The following is a 21362-nucleotide window of genomic DNA, read 5'->3' as shown; positions in this document are numbered from 1 at the left end:
GCGACATGCAGTGGTGATACATTTGCCGCGTGGCTTGAAAGGGCCCAAACGCCGGCTAGATCTTAGGGATCGATACCGGCACCGTGCCGAGGCGAGCAATCCGTTGCTCACCCCTGGCGCAACAGCTGCCCAATCTGTGGTGGAAAAGGCAGCAACACCAAGGCTTCCGAGCCTTGGGAAAGCGCGATAAAGAGAGGTGGTTTGCATGTGGTGTGCCCACCTACCTTTTATGGCGACCTGACAGCGCTGTGGTGGTGCGTGTCGGGAGGAACTGGGCGACCTTTGGGTCGCCTTTTTTCTAAGCTGCGCGTGCCAGGACAGGCTCCGGAGGAAACACATCATCGAGCGTGCAGGTAGCCCCGAGTCGATTCAGCGCAGCCGTTATGGCGCGACAATCACTCAATCCGGGCATCCGATGACCCGACTCGTAGTTACTCAAACGAGCCTGCGTCCAACCCAGGACCTGCCCCAGATCTCTTTGCTTTATTTGTGCCTCTTTCCTGAGGCGAGCAATTTTATTCATGGAATTGACTCCTCTAGTCAGGGCAGAGAATAAACACATTACGTGATTTGTTCAACACGATAAGTGAGAAAAAAACATTTCATTACGTGATAAAAAATCCCCATGGATACTTTAGGTTCACGCATCAAGCGACTCAGAAAACAGAAACGCATCAGCCAAAAGGCTTTAGCGGAGGTTTGCGGCTGGTCGTCTCAATCTCGAATAGGCAACTATGAGAGCGATCTCAGGGAGCCGAATCTGATGGATCTCGCTCTCTTGGCCCCTGCGTTAGGGGTGACGGTTGCAGAACTCATAAGCGGCACGAACTCAACCCAGCAGGTTTCTGCAGAACCTGAAGATACGTCGACTGCTGCGTCGGACTCTTCAGGTGGGGTGGCGAGGCTGATAGGCCCAGCCAAGGCAGGAGTGGTGCCCGTGGTAGGCACAGCGAAGCTAGGAATGGATGGTTATTTTGAAGCCTTGGATTTCCCGGTGGGTCATGGCGATGGATATCTGCACATTTTCAGTGATGACCCAAATGCTTATGGTTTGAGGGTCATCGGCGACAGCATGCACCCGAGAATCAAAAGCGGTGAGTACGTGCTCATAGAGCCGAATAAGGCCTTTGTGACTGGCGATGAAGTCATGGTGCAGACTTATGATGGTCGCTCAATGATCAAGGAGTACATCTATCTTCGCGACGGGGTGTATAGATTTGACAGTGTTAACCAAGACCACAGCCCCTTGCACCTAGACCAGCATGAAGTGATGAAGGTGCACCTCGTCGGCGGCATACTCAAATCATCACGGTTCACTCACGAAACTCAAAAATAATCACATAACGTGTTGACTTGAGAAACACAAGACGTGATATTTGCCTCACTCTTCCACCACAGAGCGAGGCAAAACCATGCACACCACAGCATCCCTGCACGTCCATCCGGCCGTTGCCGACCTATCCCGTATCTTCGAAGTAAGGCGCCTGGCCCGCATCTACGGCTGCACCTTCATTCCTTCTAAGCCCAAACAACATGCCCGTACCGCACCGACTTCCTTCGATCCAAACGACGGAGGCCGGGCAGCATGAGCAAATTCCTGATCGACAACCGCACACTGACATTGCTCAGCGCCCAGGTGAACCTGAGTGGGACTTTCAATCACACCCTTCGACGCCTGTATCGACGCGATGTGATGGCGTTCCGGCTGAAAGTTGAACGCAGCAAGACCGACAGCACCTTCACCGTTGAGCTGGGCTCAGAGCGCCACACGCTGACCGTGCCCAACACAAAAAAAACTCACCTGAAGCTCGCTGACTTCATTGAGGAGGTCGTCAACGGCCCTTCTGACCTGACAGGCGAACCCCAGCCGAAACCACATGCTGAACGCGAGTACGGCGTTTTCAGTAGCCAGCAGCGGGAACAGGTTTACCGACTGGTTTCCACAGGTGGTTTTATCGACCTGGACCTGGGCTTTGAACTGCCGATCCGGCTCGCTGTGCACCGGACTCGTACACGCTCGGGCATAACCGTAGTCATGAGCATCGGCGTCAAAAGCCCGCGAACCAAGTGCTTCACCGTGTGCGGCACCGACGACGAGATGTACGAGCAAGTTTGCGAATCCATCAACCACCTGGCTGCGCTGGCAACACCCGCCGCGCACGCTGCATAGGAGGGCTGACATGGAGCGCAATCTCGAAAAGACCGCCAAACACTTCGGCCTGACCCGCCCCGCCCTGATCAAGCTCATGCGTGAAAAGGGCCTGCTCACCGACCGCAACCTACCGGCGTTCCCCGTTCGTGACCGTGAGTACCTGCGGGTGAAGGACAGCAACTGGTACCACGACACAATGGGCATGCAGTACAGCCAATCGACACGCGTTCGGCAGGCCGGCATCCCATGGCTAGCGGAGCAACTGGGCCTCGACCTTCCTGCCATCCCGGCAGACAACCGTGACGTGGCCTAGGGAATACGCCCGCCAGATCATCGCCCTACGCACCCGAGAGGAGCGCAACGCCGCGCTCCTTGAGGTGCCGGAGCATCTGCGCGAGCTGACCAAACGCCATTGCCTCAATGCCTGGAATCATCCCCAAAGGAAGAAAAACCATGGACCACAAACTGATTGATCAAGCGCTTAATGAGCTTCTCTCGATCAAGGCGACCAACCGGACTGTTGAACATATCCAAGGCTTCGCTCAACTGGTGTGTAGTGCTGCAGGAATAACCGTTGACTCGCCGACACCATCTTTGGCAAGCCTGCCGGAGCTGCATGCCGCTGTATCGCTTATCGCAACCCAGCTTGACGCTGAATCCCTAAGCCCTACCAGCTCAGTCTCCACATCGATCCGCCTGTCGAACAGAATACCGGTACATGTTTCAGTGTCCATCCATAACCATCAAGGATTCGGTAGCGGTATCACCTGCCTTGCAGGTTATGGCAGTTCCGCGGAGGAAGCACTGCGCTCCCTTAAAAACGACATCAATGACCACTGCAGGACGGGGGCCAAATGAGCCCACACACCGACCAGCAACCGCTGCGGCTGGTGTCAGCACCAGACCCGGCCACCGTCGAGCTGCTGTATCGCACCTTCGGCGACGTGCTTATCCCCCTCGAAAAGCTGCGTGTGCAGTACTTCCGCAACCTCAACGAGCAGTCGTTTGCAGCCGAAATCACCAGCGGCCGCATTCAACTGCCCGTGACCACACTGGACAGCAGCCGCAAGGCACCGAAGTACGCGCACATCCGCCACGTCGCGGCACTGATCGACATCCAGGCCTACAAGGCCGACGAAGTCCACGCGAAGGCCCAGGCCGACGCAACCGAAGAAGCCCAACCGTAACGGCTGCCACCACCAGCCACCCACACCACCAGGAGCACACCACATGACTGCAATTCAAATCTGCGCATTGATCGGCCTGATAGTCGGAGCGGCCCTCATCTACTGGACGGGCTACCGAGGAGGGCTCATTGACGGCCGCGTCGAAGGCATCGAAGAGGGCACGAACGACGAACGCGCCGCCAACGCGAAAACCATTCGTGAGCTGGAGGCATCCCTCCAATTCATCCGCGCCGATCACCAGCACCTCGCAGCGCATGCGAAGCGGCTGAGAGAAAGCCAAGCATTCGGCCCTCAAGAGCGCCAAACGCTTATGCAGATCGCCGAAAAACTGAGGCTGGCCTCTGACACCTTCCGCGCCATGAGTTCGAAGGCACAGGCACAGCAGGCGCTCGACCTGCGCGAGAAAGCACTGGGCATGGCCGCTCTGCTGGATCAGGTCAAAGTGGAGGACGCAGCATGAGCCGTCATAGCCCGATGCTACGCCTCTCGCCTCAAGACGCCGGCGTGCTGTACCAGCAACACGCCAAAGCCACCGCCGAACTGCGCGAAGTGACTCGATTCCGCAAAGAGTTTGACCGGCAGCTGTCACTGCTGATCGGCTACGACGCCCTGCGCAAGTTGCACAAGGACACCCAGAACGCCCTGCTGCTCGCCGACCTGGTCAAGGAGGCAGCATGAACTGGATCCTCACCCAAACCGGCAAACGCTTTGACCTGTTCGAGCCCGACGCCGACATGATCGACCCACGGGACATTGCTCACTCGCTGGCTCACCTGTGCCGCTTCAACGGCCACACCCGCGAGTTCTACAGCGTGGCCCAGCATAGTTGCTTGGTTGCGGATCTGGTGCCAGCCGAACACAAGCTCGCCGCCCTCCTCCACGACGCTACCGAAGCCTACATCGGCGACATGGTGCGGCCGCTCAAGCAATGGATGTGCGCCTACCGGGACGTTGAGGCCTGGATCTGGGACCGCATTTGCACCCGTTTCCGCCTCGATCAGGACCTGCCGGCATCCGTAACCCAAGCCGACCTGATCGCCCTTGCCACCGAACGCCGCGACCTGATGCCACCCGACCCGGCCACCTGGGATTGCCTTCTCGGCATCGAACCCGCGCCCGAACGCATCCGGCCGTGGTCCCCCACCGAAGCCCGGATCTACTACCACCAGCGCCTGATGGACCAACTCGCTATCGAACATCGGAGGAAAGCGGCATGAAGCGTGTACGAAACAACACCCAATTCCAGGCCGCTTTGCTCCGCAACGCTAATAGGGTCGACGCGCCTGTAAAAAACAGTCTCTGCTGCGCAGCAGCAGGCATTACTGCTCCTGTCACCGCCATCGCCGATGTGCTTATACCCCACGAAAAGCTGCGCGAGGCAGCCACACCTGATGCAACGCTAATCGCTCAGACTCGCCCGCCCGCGCAGCCTGTTGAGGGGTATAAGCCCCTTCTGCGTGATCGAGACGCTTCGAAGCAGACAGCCGCCATAGCAGCTCAGATTGAGGAGGAAGAATGAACACACTGTTTTTACTCATGGCCCAATACGACGGCCAAGCAGTGATCCCACTGAACCGTGTGTGCGCCGATTACATGTTTCTGACTGTTGAAAAATTCAAACTCAAATGTTTATCGGGTGAGATAGATATACCTATTGTGCGACTAGGAGCCAACAGCCAAAAAGCGGCTCTTGGCATCCACTTAAAAGACTTAGCAGACTACATAGACAGACAGCGCGAGAAAGCTGCTATCGAGCAAAAAAAACTAATGGGGCGTGCTGCTTGAGCTAAGTGAACGGGGCCATATTGGCCCCGTTCACTTAAGTATGTAACAGACAGAAATCACCCCATACCAAAATCATTTATTTTTGGTCGAGTTGTATTTCTGGCTTCCAATCCACTCTCCAATCCCCCCGGGAACTAGCAGTTCGTATTTAGCTCGGGATCCTCCGGTGTACAGAGCACAGATCTTCCTGTCGTAGCCTAACACATCTCCAGGCTTAATTTCGCTTAACAAGTCTGGAGCAAGCATGACCGAATCAAATTCCGCGTTTTTTACATCCCCTACCATCCCTAGTTGGTAACCGTCAGGTGAAGCATCATCAAGCGACAATAACGAAACCTTAAGCTGATCGATATTGTACCCTCTGAGCAACATTGCCTCGATTTTCTCAAACGCTTTATTATTGGTTTGGGCTTGCGCTAATGACTCCCATGATCGGTGAAAAAACAAAATCCTATGCTTGGGAGGCGTATCGCGATGGAACAAATTTATGCAATCCGTCATAAAACTGACAAACTGTTGCTTCGATCCGTGCAACAAAGCGAAACGCAGACCAGCGTGAGACAGACGTTGAAACCATTCAAACATCCCCCACTCGGAATCAACTAGTATTGTCGACGGCCTGTCAGGCACCTTGCCAACATTATAATAAACCACTTTAGTTCCGTCATTGCTGCCACCTTCAAAAGGCAGCTTTATTTTCGTTGGATGAGCTTCAATCAGAGGATTCAAGATATCCTCCATTTTTTTCCCTGCTCTCACGGACAGCGTAATGTCCCGCTGACGGATATTTTTGGACCGCTTAAACACAGGACCGTTGATACACTGATACTCATCACCCAAGGTTATGACAGCCTGAGGACTCCGATCTAGGATTTTAAGTATTGGACGAGATAGATCATGACTTTCGTCAACAATAACGTGAGTGAAATTTTCGGGTACAACTTCCTCAGTTAACGACAAATACTTAATTAAGTGAAAGCCTCGAACTGGAAATCTCACTTCGTAAACGGGGGGCGACATTGTCGCCTCCCAAATTCTTTCGGCATATTGAACAAGAACTGCCACATCAGCGGGCGTTACATCCTCCTTAATGTAGGGAAGGTGCCACCTGGATATATATTTATCCCCGCTTTGGCAGTACTTCTTAACAGCTAGCCGGCAGATTGCCGTAACCCTAGCGGAAGTTATTATCCCGACAGACCCTATATTCAAGACCCGTGATACTTCAGAGTCGCTCAGATTGAGATAGTCATCCGCCGCCTCTACAAGATGTGGACGTTTGGACACCAATAGTTCCATTGCCAACATCATGAACGTCCTTGCAACAATCTGCCCCTGTTGCAGACGATAGGTTAATTGGTACAACTGAGCCTGAGTTTGTGCAAGTACCAGCGTTGTGCATGGATCCATAAACTTTGCCAACGAAGAAATGAGATGCGTTTTTCCAGTACCGGCGTAACCCTGAATATGAAACGACTCATCCTTCTCCGCCAAAAAGGATCGAACAATAAGATCCTGCGGGGCACTCAATACCAATAGTTTGCCTTTAGGCGTCTCGACTTCCGCTTTAAATGCAGCTACTTTTTTATAATGACGAATTCGATACTCAAAGTCCCAACTACCATCACCCAACAGATATTCATTTGCATCCACTTCGTCTTGGGACAACAATTCCAATCCCGTATCGCGCAACACATTCAGACCGGAACTAAATTTATCCACATCGAATAAACGCTCCACTTCCTGCACCAAGCTTCCGCCGCCCTGCTTTTGCCTAACCCCCCAAGCCACCAGATTAGCCAAGAGCCGTTCAGCTGGAAAAACGATGCTCCTCCCTTGATCAAAACTCGAAACATGTTGAATCATCAGGACAGAAGCAATTTCAGCATCAGTCAAATCTTTCAAAATATCTAACGCATTATTGGACGCGACTAAAACACTTGCTTTTATCTCGCTTAGCGGGACATATAACTTATCTTCAGCACTAGTTGAAAATTTACGCATAACCCTTCCCACTAGAAATCAATAGAAGCAACCAACAAGCCACAGCGCACAAAAAAAACCCGAACCTACTTGAAAAATGTATGTAGCGTACCCGAGGCCACTTCCTCAGTAACTCTTAGTGGCCTACGGGCATCAGTCAGCAGTTTTAGGGCATTAATACGGAACGCCACCAGCGCTTTGGGTGCTTCGAAAAAAACTCGCATCTCAGTTACAATTTCTGCGTACAACATTCGGTTACAATGCTGATCATCTAAATAGATTGGGCCATACCCGCGATTCCTGAAACCTAGTTTTTCCTGAAGATGTGAAAAATAACTTAAAAAAATTTGTCGAGGCATCAGTAAACTCGAAGCAAAGAATCTCGCCTGCCACTCCAAGCTGCTGGGTCCATTAACAGATGTGCTTGGCTTGAGCCGAATATCCTCATGCGAATCATAAACAACCCCTGACTCCATGTATCTGCCGTGGTCCAGAACGGCATGGCCGATACAATGGGCTAATGCCAAACGCTGCACATCTAAACTTCTGCCTGCCGCGTATATAGTCACGACAGCGGCAGAGAAATCGATACTTCCTAACGCTGTCGAAACGTCGCTGGAAAAAATGACTCGCAGGCCCGACTCAACCTCTAGCATCGAACAAACATCTTCTAGACTAACTCGATCCTCACGAAATCGGACGCAACGATATGACGTATTCTCAATAAAATCTGGCTCAAGAAAGGGAACAGGAATGCTTACGGCTTTTTTCTTTTTCTTACGTTGTTTCTCTTTAGACCCAAGCTTCTTCATGACGCCCCCTTGTCCTTGCCTCGATTAACTGCTCTCAGCGACCCATATTAAGCAAAAACAGGAGCCGCTTTGTCTTCGTAGCTAAACATCATTTTTCTTTGATCCTGGCCAGCCATTTCCATCCAGAATAGGGATCACCTCGTCCCCGCAAATGCGTATACCGACGCAACGAGTTCCAATCACGGTGCCCCGAAACACTCGACACCCTTGGAATGTCCCAGTCCATCTCAAACAACCGGCTTACCCCCTCATGCCGCAGGTCATGAAAATGGAGATCCTCGATACCCAACATCGGGCAAGCACGGGTAAAGGAAGCCGACACCGATTTACCGTTAAAGGGGAAAATCTCTCGCTCCAGTTTGGGCATTGAATACAGGATCGCCCATGCCTCATCGGGCAAGTGGCACCAGACGTCGTTACCTAGCTTCTGACCAGGATTCTTCATGTCTCGAACCAGCACCGCCTGCCTGGATTCGTCGAGATCCTCCCAGCGTATCCGCGTAATTTCCTCCTGCCGGCGTGTCGAAAAGAGTGCGAAAGCGATTATTTTCGGCATAGGAATCGAGTTATTACCCCGAGTCTGCATGTCGAAGAAGTGCTTCATCAACTTGTCCAACTCATCAAGGGTAGGCCGGCGATTGCGCTCTTTGCTCTTGGTGACCATTCCAAGCTTACGCAACACCTTCCGAGCGTCAGTCATGGCAAGCGGATCTATCTCATACCCCCAGGCCGGCCTAGCAACTGAAAGGACAGCGCCTAAGTGCGATAGATCATTCCCGACTGTCTGCGCCTGGACGCCTCCCCCCTCCTTACTCATCCGCCACTGAGCAAACTCCACCAGCTTCTGACTGTTAAGTGCATTATCATCGACCTCGCCCAGCCACGTCTCCTTGATCGCCGTCAGGGTTGCCCGCTTAGTCTTCCCCAACGGTCGGATCTTCTCGTACTCGTCCAGGTACTGATCGATCATCTTTTTGATCGTCACACCCTTCCGGTTCGCACGTTCGATAGCACCTGGCGCGGCCAGCTCCGTCTCACGTCGTTTGATCCATGCCTGAGCCACCTGCTTCCGGTCGAAGGTTTGGCTTTCCTGATAAACTGTCTTCCCGTCCCGATTAATCCGTATCTGCGCCGTGTAGGCCGTCGAATTGTCCTTGCGCTTGCGTGATGTGATCGTGCCCATATCCAGTTGCTACATTGCTGATACCGGTTGCTACAATGTAGCAACCGGTGTCCAAAAACAAGGAAAAATGGGTAAAAACTGCTGTATAAAAGATCAGTACCAATGAAATTAGAAAAACTTGAAGACCCCGTAAACATTGGCTCATACCGCTCAGAGCCGTCCCGTCGCTTCAGCGTGGCGCCGATGATGGATTGGACCGACCGCCACTGCCGCTATTTCCTGCGCCTGCTCTCCAGACACGCCCTGCTCTACACCGAGATGGTCACCACCGGGGCGCTGCTCAACGGTGATCACGAGCGATTCCTGCGTCACGATGAAGCCGAGCACCCGCTGGCCCTGCAACTCGGCGGCAGTGTGCCGCTGGACCTGGCTGCCTGCGCGCGCATGGCCCAGGCGCAGGGTTACGATGAGGTGAACCTGAATGTCGGCTGCCCGAGCGACCGGGTGCAGAACAATATGATTGGCGCGGTGTTGATGGGGCATCCGCAATTGGTCGCCGATTGCGTGAAGGCGATGCGCGATGCGGTGTCGATCCCGGTGACGGTGAAGCATCGGATCGGTATCAACGGGCGCGACAGTTACGAGCAGTTGTGTGATTTTGTCGGGACGGTTCGCGATGCCGGGTGCACGAGTTTTACCGTGCATGCGCGGATTGCGATTCTGGAAGGTTTGTCGCCGAAGGAGAACCGGGACATTCCCCCCCTGCGTTATGACGTGGTGGCGCGGCTGAAGGCGGACTTTCCGGAACTGGAGATCATTCTCAACGGCGGAATCAAGACCTTTGAAGATTGCCGGGAGCACTTGCAGACATTCGATGGCGTGATGCTCGGCCGCGAGGCGTATCACAATCCTTACCTGATGGCCGAAGTGGACCAGCAATTGTTCGGCAGCACGGCACCGATGATCAGCCGCGCCGAAGCGCTGGCGCAGTTGCGGCCCTATATTGCGGCGCATATTGACGCCGGCGGTTCGATGCACCACATCACCCGGCACGTACTGGGGCTGGGCAGCGGTTTTCCGGGGGCTCGCAAGTTTCGCCAGTTGCTCTCGGTGGACATTCACAAGACCCAAGAGCCTCTGGCCTTGCTGGATCAGGCGGCGCAATTGCTGGAAGGGCGGTAACGACACCCTCCCCGGTCGCGGCTAACCGTCGCTCGCGTTGAACCTGTGTCCTGATTTGTCATCGTATCTATCGATACCGCGCCCCGCCAATCAAACAGCCGTTCTCAGGTTGTTGCCACCGGGGCCTTCGATACACACATGCGCCCTTGAGTGGCTGTCAGCGCTCGGGTAATGTCATCAGACCCACAGGACAGAGCACGCCCATGACTTCCAAGCTGGAACAACTCAAACAATTCACCACCGTGGTTGCCGACACCGGCGACTTCGAAGCAATCGCTCGCGTTAAACCGGTGGACGCCACCACCAACCCTTCCCTGCTGCTCAAGGCCGCCGCCATTCCTGCCTACGCCGAATTGCTGAATGCCAGCGTCGGCGACTGCAAGGGCGATGTGGGCCTGGCCAGCGACCGCTTTGGCGTCGCCGTGGGCCAGGAAATCCTCAAAGTGATCCCTGGACGCATTTCCACCGAGGTGGATGCACGCTTGTCGTTCGACACCGATGCCATGTTGAAACGTGCGCACCGTCTGATCGAGCTGTACGAAAAAGCCGGCATTGGCCGCGACCGCGTGCTGATCAAGATTGCATCCACCTGGGAAGGTATTCGGGCTGCCGAGATCCTGGAAAAGGAAGGCATCCAGACCAACCTGACCCTGCTGTTCTCGTTTGCCCAGGCGGCGGCGTGTGCCGATGCAGGTGTGTTCCTGATTTCGCCGTTCGTGGGCCGGATCTACGACTGGTACAAGAAGGCCAACGGCAACGACTACACCGGCGCGGACGATCCGGGCGTGCAGTCGGTAACGCGCATTTACAATTACTACAAGGCCAATGACTACAAGACCGTGGTCATGGGTGCCAGCTTCCGTAACCTGAGCCAGATCGAACACCTGGCCGGTTGCGACCGCCTGACCATCAGCCCGGACCTGATCGACAAACTGGCGGCCGACACTGGCAAGCTGGAACGCAAGCTGGCACCGGGCAATGCCGGTGAAGCGCGCCTGAGCCTGAATGAAGCGCAGTTCCGCTGGTTGTCCAACGAGGATGCCATGGCCACCGAAAAACTGGCCGAAGGCATTCGTCAGTTTGCCCGAGACCAGGAAAAACTCGAGGCATTGCTGCAGGCCAAGCTGTGATCTGAGTCGCTGAAATGCAAAAAGGGCGAACCTCGATGGGTTCGCCCTTTTTTGTGGGTCGAGATTAGGGCGGTCTTGTCGGGGCCATCGCGAGCAGGTCGAATCGTCGCACCCACAGTTGATCAATGCGCCTCAGGGAATCAGTGCCGCTCCAGCGCATTCACCAGGTCATGGAACGCTTCGCGGTTGGAGTCGTTCAGCCCCATGAGGATCTTGTGCGCTTCGAGCACCTTGATCCGCACCACTTCTTCGGATTGATCCTGATCGGGCAGGTCATCCAGGCATTCCGGGCACGGCACAGGCTTGTCGACGATGTTGAACACCTGCTCGAAGCCCATGGACTGCAACAGACGGGTGATGTCTTCGTGGGTGGTGACCACGGTCGGCAGCAGGCCGACCTTTTGCCGCGACAGAATCGACAGCTTGGCCAGCAGGCCAAGGGTCGTGCTGTCGATGCTGCGGGTTTCGGTCAGGTCGATCACGATCGCGTTGAAGTTCAACGCGGTGAAGATCCGCTCAATAGTCGCATCCAACGCCGAACACAGGGTCAGGCGAACTTCACCGACGAACTTCAGGACGAACGTGCCGTCCTGCTCGGCGAACTGGATTCTACCGGTACTCATCAAAGATTCCTGCTCAACACCAACAGGGCGATATCATCCGGCATCTCCCCCAGCGTGGCCAATCCAAAAACCTGCCGCAGCCCATCCAGGGTGCCGCCCGCTGCCTTGACCCGCTGGGGCAAGGCCGCTTCTTTCTCTTTGAGTGTCGGTTCCGGCAAAAGGTCCAGAATGCCATCAGACATCAGCGTCAGGCTGAACGTCGATGGTAACTCCAGCACGTGGTCTTGATAGGTGGCCTCATTGAAGAGCCCCACCGGCAGGCCACGTCCTTCCAGATAACGGACACTGTCTGGCGTGTACAACACAGGCAACGGCAAATGACCACCGATGCTATAGGTCAACAAACCTGTCTCCTCGTCGATGACTCCACCGACCATCGTGACGTGCTTACCCAGCTTACAACTGATCAGGCCTCGGTTGATATGACCAAGGACCTCGGAAGGCTTGAATTCCGGCAATGTACCGTTGCGCTTGGATTCGAACAGCAAGCGCGTGGTCATGAACTTCAGCAGCACGGTGACGAATGCCGAAGACGCGCCATGCCCGGAAACGTCCGCCAGGTAGAACGCGACCCGACGCTCGTCGACCCGAAAATAATCGACGAAATCACCCGACAGGTAGAGCGACGGGATGATCTGGTGCGCAAACTTGAACTCGTCAGTGGTCCAGGGGCTGACCGGCAACATGTTCATCTGCACCTGGCGACCGGCGTTCTGGTCCTCCTGGAGCAGGTTCAGGCTCGCTTCGAGTTCGCGGTTGGCCTTTTCCAGCTTCTCGCGGTAGCGCTGGTTTTCCACCAGCAGGCGCGCACGATCCAGGGCCCGGCGCACGGAATGCTCGAGCACGGCCAGATCTTCGAGAGGCTTGATCAGGTAATCCGCTGCGCCCAGGCGCAATGCCTCGACCGCGTCATTCATCACGCCGGCACCGGACACCACGATGACCGGAGTCTGCGGCGACCGCTCGGTGACCTGGCGAATGAGTTCGAGTCCGCCCATCTGTGGCATGCGCAGATCGCAAATGACCAAGTCGGGCTTGTCTTGCTCGAATACCTGAAGACCTAGCTGGCCATTGCTGGCCTGCAGGACGCTGAAACCACTGTCTTCCAAATAGGCGGCGAGGCTCGCGCGCACTACCTCGTCATCATCGATTATCAGCAGCGTGGCACTGGTTTTTGGCATGTGGGCAAACGGCGCCAGAATTAGGTTGGCGTAGCAGGCTGGGGTTGTCCCGGCTCACACTACTGGATTCGCTTTCTAGCCTCTCTGGCGCACTGCTTTCGGGCATTGACCCTACTCGCCGGCACACCAGAGGTGCCCTTCTAAGGCGCAGACGGTACTCCCATCCGCAGAGCGTTTCAAGCTCACGCCGATGGTCGCTTGACGTCTTTACTTGTCAAATCACCGGGAGTTATAAGAACAGACAAAACCGTAACCCAATGGAAGGACGAAGCCCATGAGTCGAACCGATAGGGACTACAGCGAAAAGCGAGATTTCATCCGCATGCGAGTCGATGCCGATATCGCACTGATTCATCAGGGCGACGAGGTTGCAGCCGTCTGCGTCGACCTTTCCAGCAGTGGCATGCAGGTTGAGGCACCGCGTTCGTTTGCGGTCGGCGACCGCCTCAGCGTGCGTATAGAGTCCGATCACGCTGCACTCAGGGGCCTGGAAGCCGATACCGAGGTGGTGTGGGTGAAAGCTCAGGACGGCGGCGCCCAGAAACTCGGCCTTACAATCCTGAAAATGAAATAGACAGGCTCCAGAACGAAAAAAGGCGGCCGATGGGCCGCCTTTCTCATGCTCAGCAGAATCAGAAATCGTCTTCGACCTGGCCGTCCTTCACCTTGAATTCGCGGTTTTGCAGGTATGCATTGCGAATGAAGGTGTACTTGTCGCCGCTGATCAGCTTCTCGCTGGACAACAGACTGGCGCGGGTATCCACGATGTTCAGGGCGAAAATCGAATTACGCACCGGCACGTCGTTGATGTAGCGGTATGGCCCGGTATAGCTGTCGACGAATTTGGCGGGTGCATCGCGCAGGGTGCTCGGACCCAGCAACGGCAACATGACGTAAGGACCGCTGCCGACACCCCAGTAGCCCAGGGTCTGACCAAAATCTTCGTCGCTGCGGTTCAGGCCCATCTTGGTGCCGACATCGAAGAAGCCGAGCAGGCCGAAGGTGGTGTTGAAGATCAGGCGCGCAGTGTCGACACCCGCAGCAGCCGGCTTGGCCTGCAGGATGTTGTTGGCGAGGTTGGTGACATCACCCACGTTGCGGTACATGTTGTGGATGCCATCTTCGAGAAACTGCGGGGTCACCGCCTGGTAGCCCTGAGCGAGGGGCTTGAGGCCGTAGGTATCGACGAAGTCGTTGAACTGGAAGATGGGACGGTTGACGCTTTCCCAAGGGTCGTCTTCCGAAGCCGCCTGAGCGGTGAACGGAACCAGCAGGATGCTGGCGCACATGCAAAGCTGAGCTAGATGATTGCTCCAGCGCATAAAAAACTCCTTGGGGTTTGTACGGGGTGCGGGCCGTCTGGCCCAAGCATCAAGCGGGTTAGTATAAGACGGAAACGCCGCTTTAGGCAGCCTCGTGGGTGATGGACTACGGACGATTCGCCATGACTGCCGGCGATTCACCTCCCTGTCACGCAATTGTCATCGTTGATCCATAGCCTGTTTTGTTATTTCAGGGACGTTGACATGCCGCACGCCGAAGCCTTGCCCCTTGCCGCACCGAACCTGACCGCCGTCCTGTTCGGCCTCAGTGGCTGCCTGGTGGATTTCGGCGCCCGTACACGCCTGCACGGCGTGCAGGCTGCCGAGTATTGCGAGGTGACGCCCGGGGCCCTCGACAGTTTGCTCAGCTTGCAGCGCCAACGAATTCCCTGCGCCTGGCTCGACGAACTCGCCCCCGCCGTCAGCCGGTCGCTGTCCGCCGCCCTGCCCGATTGGATCAAGCCATCGCAACACCCTGCAACAATCAATCCGTGGCCGGCACCGAATGCCTGCTGGCAAGCGTTGATGGCGTTGGATGTCGAGCGTCTGGATGGCTGCGTCCTGGTCAGCGGCGAACCGCGCCTGCTGCAGTCGGGCCTGAACGCCGGGCTGTGGACCATCGGCCTGGCGTCCTGCGGCTCGCTCTGCGGGCTGGCGCCCAGCGAATGGCAGGCCCTTGGCCAAAAGGAACGCGAACACCTGCGAGGCAAGGCCACGGTGCAGCTTTTCAGCCTGGGGGTGCACTCGGTGATCGACCATCTGGGCGAGCTCGAGACCTGCCTGGCAGACATCAGCTTGCGTCGCTGCAAAGGCGAGAAGCCCTGATCGAGATCATGCAGCTTGCCCGCGAGTGGATTAATCTAAAGGTCAGCCATAGACCTTTGGCGCGCCGCTGCGGTCTATGCCAGTGCCTATCGATAAAAGGAAGAACGCCATGCCTGCCCGCGAATTGCAACAACAGCTCAACACTCTGCGCGAGCAACTGGAACAGAATCCCCCACTGACCGAGGTCGAGCGAGAAGACCTGCACGCGCTGATGCAGCAGATCGAACTTGAGCTTGAACTCGAAACCAAAACCCAGGATTCCAGCGTTGCCGATAACGTGAACCTGGCCGTAGAACGCTTCGAAATCGAACACCCTACCCTCGCCGGTACCCTGCGCAACATCGTGCAGGCCTTGGGCAACATGGGTATCTGAAACCGCCGGATACAAAAAGCCCCGCCAATGGTGGGGCTTTTTCATGCCTGCGGGCTCGCTCCCCCAGGATACGGTTATTGGCGAACCAGACGATGGTTCGGTAACCGCACGTCCTCGGTGCTGCGATACGGATTGATATCCAGCCCGCCACGCCGCACATAGCGCGCATACACCGTCAGCTTTTCCGGTTTCAGCAAGCGTTGCAGATCGAGGAAAATCCGCTCCACGCATTGCTCATGGAAGTCCGAGTGCTGACGGAAACTGACGATGTACGTCAGCAGGCTTGCATGATCCAGTGCCGCACCGCGGTACTCGACCACCACGCTCCCCCAGTCGGGCTGGCTGGTGACCGGACAATTGGATTTGAGCAGGTGACTGTGCACGCTTTCCTCGATCACGCGCGAATCATCGCAGCGCAACAACTCCGGACGCGGATGCTCGTAATCGCTGACGCTGATGTCTAGGTCGTCGATGCAGGTGCCGGGCAACGCCACCACACCTTCGGCCTCGACCTCGCGCAAGCTGCGGACCCGCACGCCCACCGATTTGCCAGCCGCGGCGGACAAATCCTTGATCAGCGTCGCTTCCAGACTGGCGGCATCGGCAAAGGGGGTCTGGTTCAAGGAGTTCAGGTACAGCTTGAACGACTTGGATTCAATGATGTTCGGTGAATCCGCAGGAATGCTGAATTCGCCAATCGCCACCACCGGCTTGCCGGAAGGCAACAGCCACGACAATTCGAAGCAGTTCCAGAAGTCCACGCCCTTGTACGGCAGGGTTTCTGCGGTCAGTCCCAGCTCGGCCCATTTCGCGGCGCGCGGGATCGGGAACAACAGGGACGGCGTGTAGGTGGCGATGTATTCACTGGATTTGCCCAGCGGCGAGTGTTCGGCTGCGGGATGCATGGCGGAAACCTGACTGAAGAATCAGCGGATTCTACCAGCCTTTCCCCGCGCCTTAGAGTGCTTACTGACTGACAGTCAGTTTGCCGACCATGCCCGCCTGATAGTGGCCCGGGATATTGCAGGCAAACTCCAGGCTGGTCGCCTGAGTGAAGGTCCAGGTCAGCTCGGCAGTCTTGCCCGGTTCGACCAGCACGCTGTTAGGGTCGTCGTGCTTCATTGCGTGCCCCATACCGGACATCGCACCGTGGTCCATTTCCTTCATGCCGGTAGGCGTCAGCATGCCGCTCTGTTGCATCTTGAGCATTTCCTGCTGATGCCGTGCATGCATCGCCGCGTCGCCGAGGTTGAATTCGTGCAGCAACTGGCCCTTGTTCACCAGCACAAAACGAACGGTCTCACCGGCCTTGATATCGATCGCCCGAGGCGTGAACGTCATGTCGCCCATCACCACCTCGACACTGCGGGTGGCCTTCGCGGCTGGAGCTGGCTTCCCGAAGTCAAAACCGTGCTCCGGTGATGCCCACAACGGCGAGCTCAACGCCAGCAGACAGATCGCCATCGCTTTGCGTAAAAACATGTTCACACTCCAACAAGGTAAGGTTCAGCGTGTGGAAAACTTTAAACTGCCGGGGCTGCCCGCAACCTGACGCACAGATTACAACTTTGTCAGGTTGGCCTGTGCCGACACCGCCCACGGTATAAAGCATCCGTCCCATCTGCCCTGAGTCGCCCCATGAAACTGCTGATCGTCGAAGACCAAGCGAAAGCCGGTCATTATTTGCGCCAAGGCCTGGCCGAAGCCGGGTTCAACACCGAGCTGGTGGCCGACGGCAGCATAGGCCAGCAGTTGGCGCTGAGCGGTGACTACGCGCTGTTGATTCTCGACGTCATGCTGCCTGGCCGCGATGGCTGGCAAATCCTGCAAGCGGTGCGCAGCGCTGGGCTCGATACGCCGGTCCTGTTTCTGACGGCGCGGGATGCCGTCGAGGACAGGGTTCACGGCCTGGAGCTCGGCGCCGACGACTACCTGATCAAACCCTTCGCGTTTTCCGAACTGCTGGCCAGGGTCCGCAGTCTGTTGCGCCGTGGCAGCGTCCAACCCCAGGAAACCAGCCTGCAACTGGCAGACCTGCGCCTGGACCTGATCCGCCGACGTGTCGAACGCAACGGCCAGCGCATCGACCTGACCGCCAAGGAATTCTCCCTGCTGGAAATGCTTCTGCGCCGCCAGGGCGAGGTGTTGCCCAAATCCTTGATTGCCTCCCAGGTCTGGGACATGAATTTCGACAGCGACACCAATGTCATCGAAGTCGCCATCCGTCGTTTGCGCCTGAAGATCGATGACGAGTTCCCGAACAAGTTGATCCACACCGTGCGCGGCATGGGTTATGTCCTTGAAGAGCGCCCCGCCTGATGCGTCGACTGTCCTTGAGCAGCCGCCTGGCGCTGCTGTTCGCCGCCTGCACAGCCGTGGTCTCGCTGGTGGCCGGCGTGCTGTTCAGTCGCGCCAGCGAGGCGCACTTCGTCGAGCTCGACCAGCAACTGCTGGAGGCCAGGCTGGTGGATTTACGCCGGGCGCTGCCTGACCTGCAATCGAGCGCAAGCGAAGTGCGGCTGGCGGAACTGAACCGCCAGGCCGATGTGTCCCTGCGCATTACCGGCAACGACGGCCAGCGCTGGTTCGACAGTTCGACGCGCCTGCCCGACAAGCTGCCGCTAACCCTTGGATTATCCACCATCAGCCACGACGGCACCGACTACCGGGTGCTGAATGCACCACTGGCTGTCGATCAACCAGGCTCCCCGCAAGTGACCCTGTTGCTGGACATCACCCATCACCAGCATTTCCTGCAACGCATGCAGCGCCTGATCTGGCTGACCGTCGGCCTGTCCGCCCTGGCCACCGCCCTGCTCGGCGCCTGGGCGGCGCGCAGCGGGTTGCGGCCATTGCGTCGCATGAGTGCAGTCGCCCGTGGCGTTTCCGCGCAATCGCTCAATGCCCGCCTGCCCGCCGAAGACATGCCGCCAGAACTCGCGGAAATGGCTCACCACTTCAACGCCATGCTCGGACGTCTGGACGACTCTTTTCAGCGGCTTTCGGCCTTCTCTGCCGACATCGCCCATGAACTGCGCACGCCGTTGTCGAATCTGTTGACCCACACCCAGGTCACCCTCACCCGCCCACGCCCCCTCGAAGATTATCGCGAGGCGTTGCACAGCAACCTTGAGGAACTGCAGTGGATGGCGCAACTGGTCAACGACATGCTGTACCTGGCCAAGGCCGACCACGGCTTGCTGGCCCCCAGGCGTGAATCGCTGGCGCTGGCGGAAGAAGTGGACGTGCTACTGGAATTTTTTGCACCACTGGCCGAGGACGCCCGTGTAACGCTGAGCCGTGATGGCAGCGCGCGCATCGACGGCGATCGCAGCATGTTGCGGCGGGCGCTTTCCAATCTGCTGGACAACGCCTTGCGCTTCACCCCGCCCGGAGGTGAGATTCGCGTGCAGATCGTCGAACAGACCCAAGGTTCGAGCCTGACCGTGGAGAACAACGGCGCCGGCATCGACGCAGCCAGGTTGCCGCGTTTGTTCGACCGGTTTTACCGGGCTGACCCGGCTCGACAGGAAGGCAGCAACGAGCATGCGGGATTGGGTTTGGCGATTACCGCGTCGATCGTTCGAGCCCACGGCGGGCGGATTCATTGCGAATCGACTGAGGGGTGGACGCGGTTTGTCATCGAGTTACCAAAGGGGGATTGAGGCCAGCAGGGCCGGCCTCCAAACAAGTCGTCGGTTTACGAGTATCGAAGGGCATGCGCCGGCTCGACCTTCGCCGCCCGCCACGCCGGGTAAACCGTGGCCAGGAAGCTCAGCACGAACCCCGCCGTGCAGATCAGGGCCACGTCGCCGCCCTGCAACTGCGAAGGCAAGTTACTGACGAAATACACATCGGAACTGAAGATGTGCTGGCCGCTCACCCGCTCGACCCAGCCAACCAGCTCGCTGACGTTCAGCGCGGCAATCACGCCAAGGACACCACCGATCAAGGTGCCGACCACCCCGATCACCGTCCCCTGGACCATGAAGATCGCCATGATCTGTCGGGGCGTGGCGCCGATGGTGCGCAGGATCGCGATGTCGGCGCCCTTGTCGTTCACCACCATGATCAGCGTGGCGATGATGTTGAACGCCGCCACGGCGACGATCATCAGCAACAGCAGGCCGATCATGGTTTTTTCCATCTTCATCGCACTGAACAGACTGCCTTGGGTGTGCGTCCAGTCGTCAGCCTTGTAGGCCGTACCCAGGCCGCCAGCGATATCACTGGAAACCTTCGGCGCCGCGTACAAGTCCTTCACCGCCAGGCGCACGCTCTGCACCTGGTTCGGCTGCCAATGCTGCATCTGCGCGGCATCGGCGACGTGGATCAGCGCCATCGAACCATCGAGTTCGGCGCCCACCTTGAACACGCCCACCACGTTCAAGCGCTGCATGCGCGGAGTGATCCCGCCCGGCGCGGTGCTGACTTCCGGCACGATGAGGGTGATCTTGTCACCGACATTCAAGCGGAAACGGCGCGCCGTGATCTCGCCGATCACCACGCCGAACTCACCCGGTTTCAAGGCGTCGAGACGACCCTGGACGATGTGCTGGGCAACGATCGATACCTTGCCTTCCAGCGCCGGGTCCACGCCGCTGACCTGGATCGGCTGCATCGCCCCCTTGTAGGACAGCATGCCTTCCAGCTCGGTGAACGGCACGGCGGCGGTCACCTCGGGGTTCTTCATCGCGGCGGCAGCCACCGGCTGCCAATCGTCGATCGGGTTGACGCCGACGATCGTGGCGTGGGGCACCATGCCGAGGATGCGCGAACTCATCTCGCGCTGGAAACCGTTCATGACCGACAACACCACGATCATCGACAGCACGCCAAGGGCGAGGCCGATCATCGAGGTCATCGAGATGAACGAAACGAAGCGATTGCGGCGCTTGGCGCGGGTATAGCGCGTGCCGATAAAGATCGATAACGGTCTGAACATTCGCAGGGGCACCGTATGAAAACAAAAAGACCCGACGGGTTATGAGCCGTCAGATGGGCGCCAGGCGACCTTCCTGCAATTGCAGGACACGGTCCATCTGGCGCGCCAGGTTCAGGTCGTGGGTCACGACCAGGAACGCCGTACGCAACGACTTGCTCAGTTCGAGCATCAATTCCAGGATGCCTGCAGCCGTGTGGGAATCCAGGTTGCCGGTCGGCTCGTCGAGCATCACCAGGCCGGGCTTGTTCACCAGCGCACGGGCGATGGCCACGCGCTGACGCTCGCCGCCGGACAACTCTGCAGGCTTGTGCTCCAGCCGATGGCCGAGCCCTACCCGCTCCAGCAACGCGGTCGCACGCTGGCGCGCCTCGGGAATTGCGGTCTTGCCGATCAGCAGCGGCATGCAGACGTTTTCCAGCGCGGTGAACTCAGGCAGCAAATGGTGGAACTGATACACGAAGCCCAGTGCACGGTTGCGCAGCAGGCCACGGTTTTTCTCGCTCAGGGCCGAAAGCTCCTCACCGTCGAGCCAGACGCTGCCCTTGGTCGGCGTATCGAGGCCACCGAGCAGGTTGAGCAAGGTACTTTTGCCCGAACCCGACTTGCCGATGATCGCCACGCGCTCCCCCGGATGCAGTTCCAATTGCAAGCCACTGAGAACCTCCACCGATTCAGGGCCTTCCTCGTAGGACTTGCCCAGGTTGCGGCAGCTCAAGATTGCTTTATCACTCATGCCCGA

The 21362-nt window shown here is 57.3% G+C and carries 28 protein-coding genes; 17 read left to right on the top strand and 11 right to left on the bottom strand.

What is annotated here, in order from left to right; genetic code table 11:
- Positions 1-298: 298 nt before the first annotated feature.
- Positions 299-523 carry a helix-turn-helix transcriptional regulator gene (locus tag QIW53_RS13315; RefSeq protein ID WP_371050061.1) on the bottom strand — a complete coding sequence of 75 codons (225 nt, stop codon included), beginning with the start codon at positions 521-523 and terminating at the stop codon, positions 299-301.
- 102 nt (positions 524-625) lie between these two features.
- Here QIW53_RS13315 and QIW53_RS13310 point away from each other — a divergent pair, with 102 nt between their 5' ends.
- The 10 genes from QIW53_RS13310 to QIW53_RS13265 all read left to right on the top strand — a co-directional run bounded on the left by QIW53_RS13310 (position 626) and on the right by QIW53_RS13265 (position 5124).
- On the top strand, positions 626-1336 hold the full coding sequence (locus QIW53_RS13310; protein WP_371050060.1) for an XRE family transcriptional regulator: 711 nt from the start codon (positions 626-628) through the stop codon (positions 1334-1336).
- A 249-nt stretch (positions 1337-1585) separates the two neighbouring features.
- Positions 1586-2170, top strand: a complete 585-nt coding sequence (locus QIW53_RS13305) for a hypothetical protein (protein WP_371050059.1) — start codon at positions 1586-1588, stop codon at positions 2168-2170.
- Between the two features lie 10 nt (positions 2171-2180).
- Positions 2181-2465 (top strand): phage antirepressor KilAC domain-containing protein, encoded by a 285-nt coding sequence (locus QIW53_RS13300; RefSeq protein WP_371050058.1) that lies wholly within the window; start codon positions 2181-2183, stop codon positions 2463-2465.
- A 140-nt stretch (positions 2466-2605) separates the two neighbouring features.
- Positions 2606-3010 carry a hypothetical protein gene (locus QIW53_RS13295; protein WP_371050057.1) on the top strand — a complete coding sequence of 135 codons (405 nt, stop codon included), beginning with the start codon at positions 2606-2608 and terminating at the stop codon, positions 3008-3010.
- Complete coding sequence (locus QIW53_RS13290; protein WP_371050056.1) at positions 3007-3339, top strand: pyocin activator PrtN family protein; 333 nt, start codon at positions 3007-3009, stop codon at positions 3337-3339. The genes QIW53_RS13295 and QIW53_RS13290 overlap by 4 nt, the downstream gene beginning before the upstream one ends.
- Positions 3340-3382: 43 nt before the next feature.
- Complete coding sequence (locus QIW53_RS13285) at positions 3383-3799, top strand: hypothetical protein (protein ID WP_371050055.1); 417 nt, start codon at positions 3383-3385, stop codon at positions 3797-3799.
- Positions 3796-4017 carry a hypothetical protein gene (locus QIW53_RS13280; RefSeq protein WP_106271161.1) on the top strand — a complete coding sequence of 74 codons (222 nt, stop codon included), beginning with the start codon at positions 3796-3798 and terminating at the stop codon, positions 4015-4017. The genes QIW53_RS13285 and QIW53_RS13280 overlap by 4 nt, the downstream gene beginning before the upstream one ends.
- Positions 4014-4556 (top strand): phosphohydrolase, encoded by a 543-nt coding sequence (locus QIW53_RS13275; protein WP_371050054.1) that lies wholly within the window; start codon positions 4014-4016, stop codon positions 4554-4556. The genes QIW53_RS13280 and QIW53_RS13275 overlap by 4 nt, the downstream gene beginning before the upstream one ends.
- Positions 4553-4858, top strand: coding sequence for a hypothetical protein (locus QIW53_RS13270; RefSeq protein WP_371050053.1), 306 nt, complete (start codon positions 4553-4555; stop codon positions 4856-4858). Before QIW53_RS13275 ends, QIW53_RS13270 begins: the two co-directional genes overlap by 4 nt.
- Positions 4855-5124, top strand: coding sequence for a pyocin activator PrtN family protein (locus QIW53_RS13265; protein WP_371050052.1), 270 nt, complete (start codon positions 4855-4857; stop codon positions 5122-5124). Before QIW53_RS13270 ends, QIW53_RS13265 begins: the two co-directional genes overlap by 4 nt.
- Before the next feature lie 72 nt (positions 5125-5196).
- On the opposite strand, the gene QIW53_RS13260 is transcribed toward QIW53_RS13265, so the two are convergent.
- From QIW53_RS13260 to QIW53_RS13250, 3 genes are all read right to left on the bottom strand, one after another.
- Positions 5197-7128, bottom strand: coding sequence for a hypothetical protein (locus tag QIW53_RS13260; RefSeq protein ID WP_371050051.1), 1932 nt, complete (start codon positions 7126-7128; stop codon positions 5197-5199).
- A gap of 65 nt (positions 7129-7193) precedes the next feature.
- The gene (locus tag QIW53_RS13255; protein WP_371050050.1) at positions 7194-7919 is read right to left on the bottom strand and encodes an ImmA/IrrE family metallo-endopeptidase; all 726 of its coding nucleotides are present in this window, start codon (positions 7917-7919) and stop codon (positions 7194-7196) included.
- A gap of 88 nt (positions 7920-8007) precedes the next feature.
- The gene (locus QIW53_RS13250; protein ID WP_371050049.1) at positions 8008-9102 is read right to left on the bottom strand and encodes a site-specific integrase; all 1095 of its coding nucleotides are present in this window, start codon (positions 9100-9102) and stop codon (positions 8008-8010) included.
- 102 nt (positions 9103-9204) lie between these two features.
- Here QIW53_RS13250 and dusA point away from each other — a divergent pair, with 102 nt between their 5' ends.
- Together dusA and tal are read left to right on the top strand one after the other, a co-directional pair.
- Positions 9205-10224: a tRNA dihydrouridine(20/20a) synthase DusA gene (gene dusA, locus QIW53_RS13245; RefSeq protein WP_371050048.1), complete on the top strand. Its 1020-nt coding sequence runs from the start codon at positions 9205-9207 to the stop codon at positions 10222-10224.
- A gap of 203 nt (positions 10225-10427) precedes the next feature.
- Positions 10428-11354, top strand: a complete 927-nt coding sequence (tal, locus tag QIW53_RS13240; RefSeq protein WP_371050047.1) for a transaldolase — start codon at positions 10428-10430, stop codon at positions 11352-11354.
- Between the two features lie 140 nt (positions 11355-11494).
- Here tal and rssC read toward each other — a convergent pair whose 3' ends face one another.
- Both rssC and rssB read right to left on the bottom strand, forming a co-directional pair.
- Positions 11495-11977 (bottom strand): anti-sigma factor antagonist RssC, encoded by a 483-nt coding sequence (gene rssC / locus QIW53_RS13235; RefSeq protein ID WP_192301801.1) that lies wholly within the window; start codon positions 11975-11977, stop codon positions 11495-11497.
- Positions 11977-13158, bottom strand: coding sequence for a two-component system response regulator RssB (rssB, locus tag QIW53_RS13230; RefSeq protein WP_371050046.1), 1182 nt, complete (start codon positions 13156-13158; stop codon positions 11977-11979). Before rssB ends, rssC begins: the two co-directional genes overlap by 1 nt.
- Positions 13159-13432: 274 nt before the next feature.
- On the opposite strand from rssB, the gene QIW53_RS13225 reads away from it, so the two are divergent.
- Positions 13433-13732, top strand: a complete 300-nt coding sequence (locus tag QIW53_RS13225; RefSeq protein ID WP_371050045.1) for a PilZ domain-containing protein — start codon at positions 13433-13435, stop codon at positions 13730-13732.
- Positions 13733-13790: 58 nt separating this feature from the next.
- Here QIW53_RS13225 and QIW53_RS13220 read toward each other — a convergent pair whose 3' ends face one another.
- Positions 13791-14480, bottom strand: a complete 690-nt coding sequence (locus tag QIW53_RS13220) for an MlaA family lipoprotein (RefSeq protein ID WP_371050044.1) — start codon at positions 14478-14480, stop codon at positions 13791-13793.
- A gap of 204 nt (positions 14481-14684) precedes the next feature.
- Here QIW53_RS13220 and QIW53_RS13215 point away from each other — a divergent pair, with 204 nt between their 5' ends.
- Together QIW53_RS13215 and QIW53_RS13210 are read left to right on the top strand one after the other, a co-directional pair.
- Entirely contained in the window at positions 14685-15305 is a 621-nt protein-coding gene (locus QIW53_RS13215; protein WP_371050043.1) for an HAD family phosphatase, read from the top strand.
- Positions 15306-15414: 109 nt separating this feature from the next.
- A complete protein-coding gene (locus QIW53_RS13210) occupies positions 15415-15678 on the top strand; it encodes a DUF4404 family protein (protein ID WP_192301806.1) in 264 nt (87 codons plus the stop codon).
- 74 nt (positions 15679-15752) lie between these two features.
- Here QIW53_RS13210 and queF read toward each other — a convergent pair whose 3' ends face one another.
- Positions 15753-16583: an NADPH-dependent 7-cyano-7-deazaguanine reductase QueF gene (gene queF / locus QIW53_RS13205; RefSeq protein WP_371050042.1), complete on the bottom strand. Its 831-nt coding sequence runs from the start codon at positions 16581-16583 to the stop codon at positions 15753-15755.
- A 61-nt stretch (positions 16584-16644) separates the two neighbouring features.
- Positions 16645-17160: a copper-resistant cuproprotein CopI gene (gene copI, locus QIW53_RS13200; RefSeq protein WP_371050041.1), complete on the bottom strand. Its 516-nt coding sequence runs from the start codon at positions 17158-17160 to the stop codon at positions 16645-16647.
- A 156-nt stretch (positions 17161-17316) separates the two neighbouring features.
- Between copI and QIW53_RS13195 the strand changes: the two genes are divergently transcribed.
- Both QIW53_RS13195 and QIW53_RS13190 read left to right on the top strand, forming a co-directional pair.
- Complete coding sequence (locus QIW53_RS13195; RefSeq protein WP_371050040.1) at positions 17317-17997, top strand: heavy metal response regulator transcription factor; 681 nt, start codon at positions 17317-17319, stop codon at positions 17995-17997.
- A complete protein-coding gene (locus QIW53_RS13190) occupies positions 17997-19343 on the top strand; it encodes a heavy metal sensor histidine kinase (protein WP_371050039.1) in 1347 nt (448 codons plus the stop codon). The genes QIW53_RS13195 and QIW53_RS13190 overlap by 1 nt, the downstream gene beginning before the upstream one ends.
- 35 nt (positions 19344-19378) lie before the next feature.
- Here the strand turns inward: QIW53_RS13190 and QIW53_RS13185 are convergent, their stop codons facing one another.
- Together QIW53_RS13185 and lolD are read right to left on the bottom strand one after the other, a co-directional pair.
- The gene (locus QIW53_RS13185) at positions 19379-20623 is read right to left on the bottom strand and encodes a lipoprotein-releasing ABC transporter permease subunit (RefSeq protein WP_371050038.1); all 1245 of its coding nucleotides are present in this window, start codon (positions 20621-20623) and stop codon (positions 19379-19381) included.
- 49 nt (positions 20624-20672) lie between these two features.
- Positions 20673-21356: a lipoprotein-releasing ABC transporter ATP-binding protein LolD gene (gene lolD, locus QIW53_RS13180; protein WP_371050037.1), complete on the bottom strand. Its 684-nt coding sequence runs from the start codon at positions 21354-21356 to the stop codon at positions 20673-20675.
- Positions 21357-21362: the final 6 nt, after the last annotated feature.

Origin of the sequence: Pseudomonas fluorescens, from assembly GCF_041354075.1 — a bacterium.
GTDB classification, from domain to species: Bacteria; Pseudomonadota; Gammaproteobacteria; order Pseudomonadales; family Pseudomonadaceae; genus Aquipseudomonas; species Aquipseudomonas fluorescens_CE.
The sequence above is the reverse complement of the archived record's forward strand: the minus strand, read 5'-3'. Positions and strand labels throughout refer to the sequence as shown.

Excerpts from the sequence above, each read along its gene's own strand:
- QIW53_RS13260 (WP_371050051.1), bottom strand. The coding sequence starts at position 7,128 with ATGCGTAAATTTTCAACTAGTGCTGAAGATAAGTTATATGTCCCGCTA.
- QIW53_RS13265 (WP_371050052.1), top strand. The coding sequence starts at position 4,855 with ATGAACACACTGTTTTTACTCATGGCCCAATACGACGGCCAAGCAGTG.
- QIW53_RS13275 (WP_371050054.1), top strand. The coding sequence starts at position 4,014 with ATGAACTGGATCCTCACCCAAACCGGCAAACGCTTTGACCTGTTCGAG.
- QIW53_RS13215 (WP_371050043.1), top strand. The coding sequence starts at position 14,685 with ATGCCGCACGCCGAAGCCTTGCCCCTTGCCGCACCGAACCTGACCGCC.
- QIW53_RS13250 (WP_371050049.1), bottom strand. The coding sequence starts at position 9,102 with ATGGGCACGATCACATCACGCAAGCGCAAGGACAATTCGACGGCCTAC.
- rssC (WP_192301801.1), bottom strand. The coding sequence starts at position 11,977 with ATGAGTACCGGTAGAATCCAGTTCGCCGAGCAGGACGGCACGTTCGTC.
- rssB (WP_371050046.1), bottom strand. The coding sequence starts at position 13,158 with ATGCCAAAAACCAGTGCCACGCTGCTGATAATCGATGATGACGAGGTA.
- QIW53_RS13315 (WP_371050061.1), bottom strand. The coding sequence starts at position 523 with ATGAATAAAATTGCTCGCCTCAGGAAAGAGGCACAAATAAAGCAAAGA.
- lolD (WP_371050037.1), bottom strand. The coding sequence starts at position 21,356 with ATGAGTGATAAAGCAATCTTGAGCTGCCGCAACCTGGGCAAGTCCTAC.
- QIW53_RS13225 (WP_371050045.1), top strand. The coding sequence starts at position 13,433 with ATGAGTCGAACCGATAGGGACTACAGCGAAAAGCGAGATTTCATCCGC.
- QIW53_RS13195 (WP_371050040.1), top strand. The coding sequence starts at position 17,317 with ATGAAACTGCTGATCGTCGAAGACCAAGCGAAAGCCGGTCATTATTTG.
- QIW53_RS13190 (WP_371050039.1), top strand. The coding sequence starts at position 17,997 with ATGCGTCGACTGTCCTTGAGCAGCCGCCTGGCGCTGCTGTTCGCCGCC.
- QIW53_RS13285 (WP_371050055.1), top strand. The coding sequence starts at position 3,383 with ATGACTGCAATTCAAATCTGCGCATTGATCGGCCTGATAGTCGGAGCG.
- QIW53_RS13270 (WP_371050053.1), top strand. The coding sequence starts at position 4,553 with ATGAAGCGTGTACGAAACAACACCCAATTCCAGGCCGCTTTGCTCCGC.
- QIW53_RS13310 (WP_371050060.1), top strand. The coding sequence starts at position 626 with ATGGATACTTTAGGTTCACGCATCAAGCGACTCAGAAAACAGAAACGC.
- tal (WP_371050047.1), top strand. The coding sequence starts at position 10,428 with ATGACTTCCAAGCTGGAACAACTCAAACAATTCACCACCGTGGTTGCC.
- copI (WP_371050041.1), bottom strand. The coding sequence starts at position 17,160 with ATGTTTTTACGCAAAGCGATGGCGATCTGTCTGCTGGCGTTGAGCTCG.
- QIW53_RS13255 (WP_371050050.1), bottom strand. The coding sequence starts at position 7,919 with ATGAAGAAGCTTGGGTCTAAAGAGAAACAACGTAAGAAAAAGAAAAAA.
- QIW53_RS13305 (WP_371050059.1), top strand. The coding sequence starts at position 1,586 with ATGAGCAAATTCCTGATCGACAACCGCACACTGACATTGCTCAGCGCC.
- dusA (WP_371050048.1), top strand. The coding sequence starts at position 9,205 with ATGAAATTAGAAAAACTTGAAGACCCCGTAAACATTGGCTCATACCGC.
- QIW53_RS13220 (WP_371050044.1), bottom strand. The coding sequence starts at position 14,480 with ATGCGCTGGAGCAATCATCTAGCTCAGCTTTGCATGTGCGCCAGCATC.
- QIW53_RS13280 (WP_106271161.1), top strand. The coding sequence starts at position 3,796 with ATGAGCCGTCATAGCCCGATGCTACGCCTCTCGCCTCAAGACGCCGGC.
- QIW53_RS13185 (WP_371050038.1), bottom strand. The coding sequence starts at position 20,623 with ATGTTCAGACCGTTATCGATCTTTATCGGCACGCGCTATACCCGCGCC.
- queF (WP_371050042.1), bottom strand. The coding sequence starts at position 16,583 with ATGCATCCCGCAGCCGAACACTCGCCGCTGGGCAAATCCAGTGAATAC.
- QIW53_RS13290 (WP_371050056.1), top strand. The coding sequence starts at position 3,007 with ATGAGCCCACACACCGACCAGCAACCGCTGCGGCTGGTGTCAGCACCA.
- QIW53_RS13295 (WP_371050057.1), top strand. The coding sequence starts at position 2,606 with ATGGACCACAAACTGATTGATCAAGCGCTTAATGAGCTTCTCTCGATC.
- QIW53_RS13210 (WP_192301806.1), top strand. The coding sequence starts at position 15,415 with ATGCCTGCCCGCGAATTGCAACAACAGCTCAACACTCTGCGCGAGCAA.
- QIW53_RS13300 (WP_371050058.1), top strand. The coding sequence starts at position 2,181 with ATGGAGCGCAATCTCGAAAAGACCGCCAAACACTTCGGCCTGACCCGC.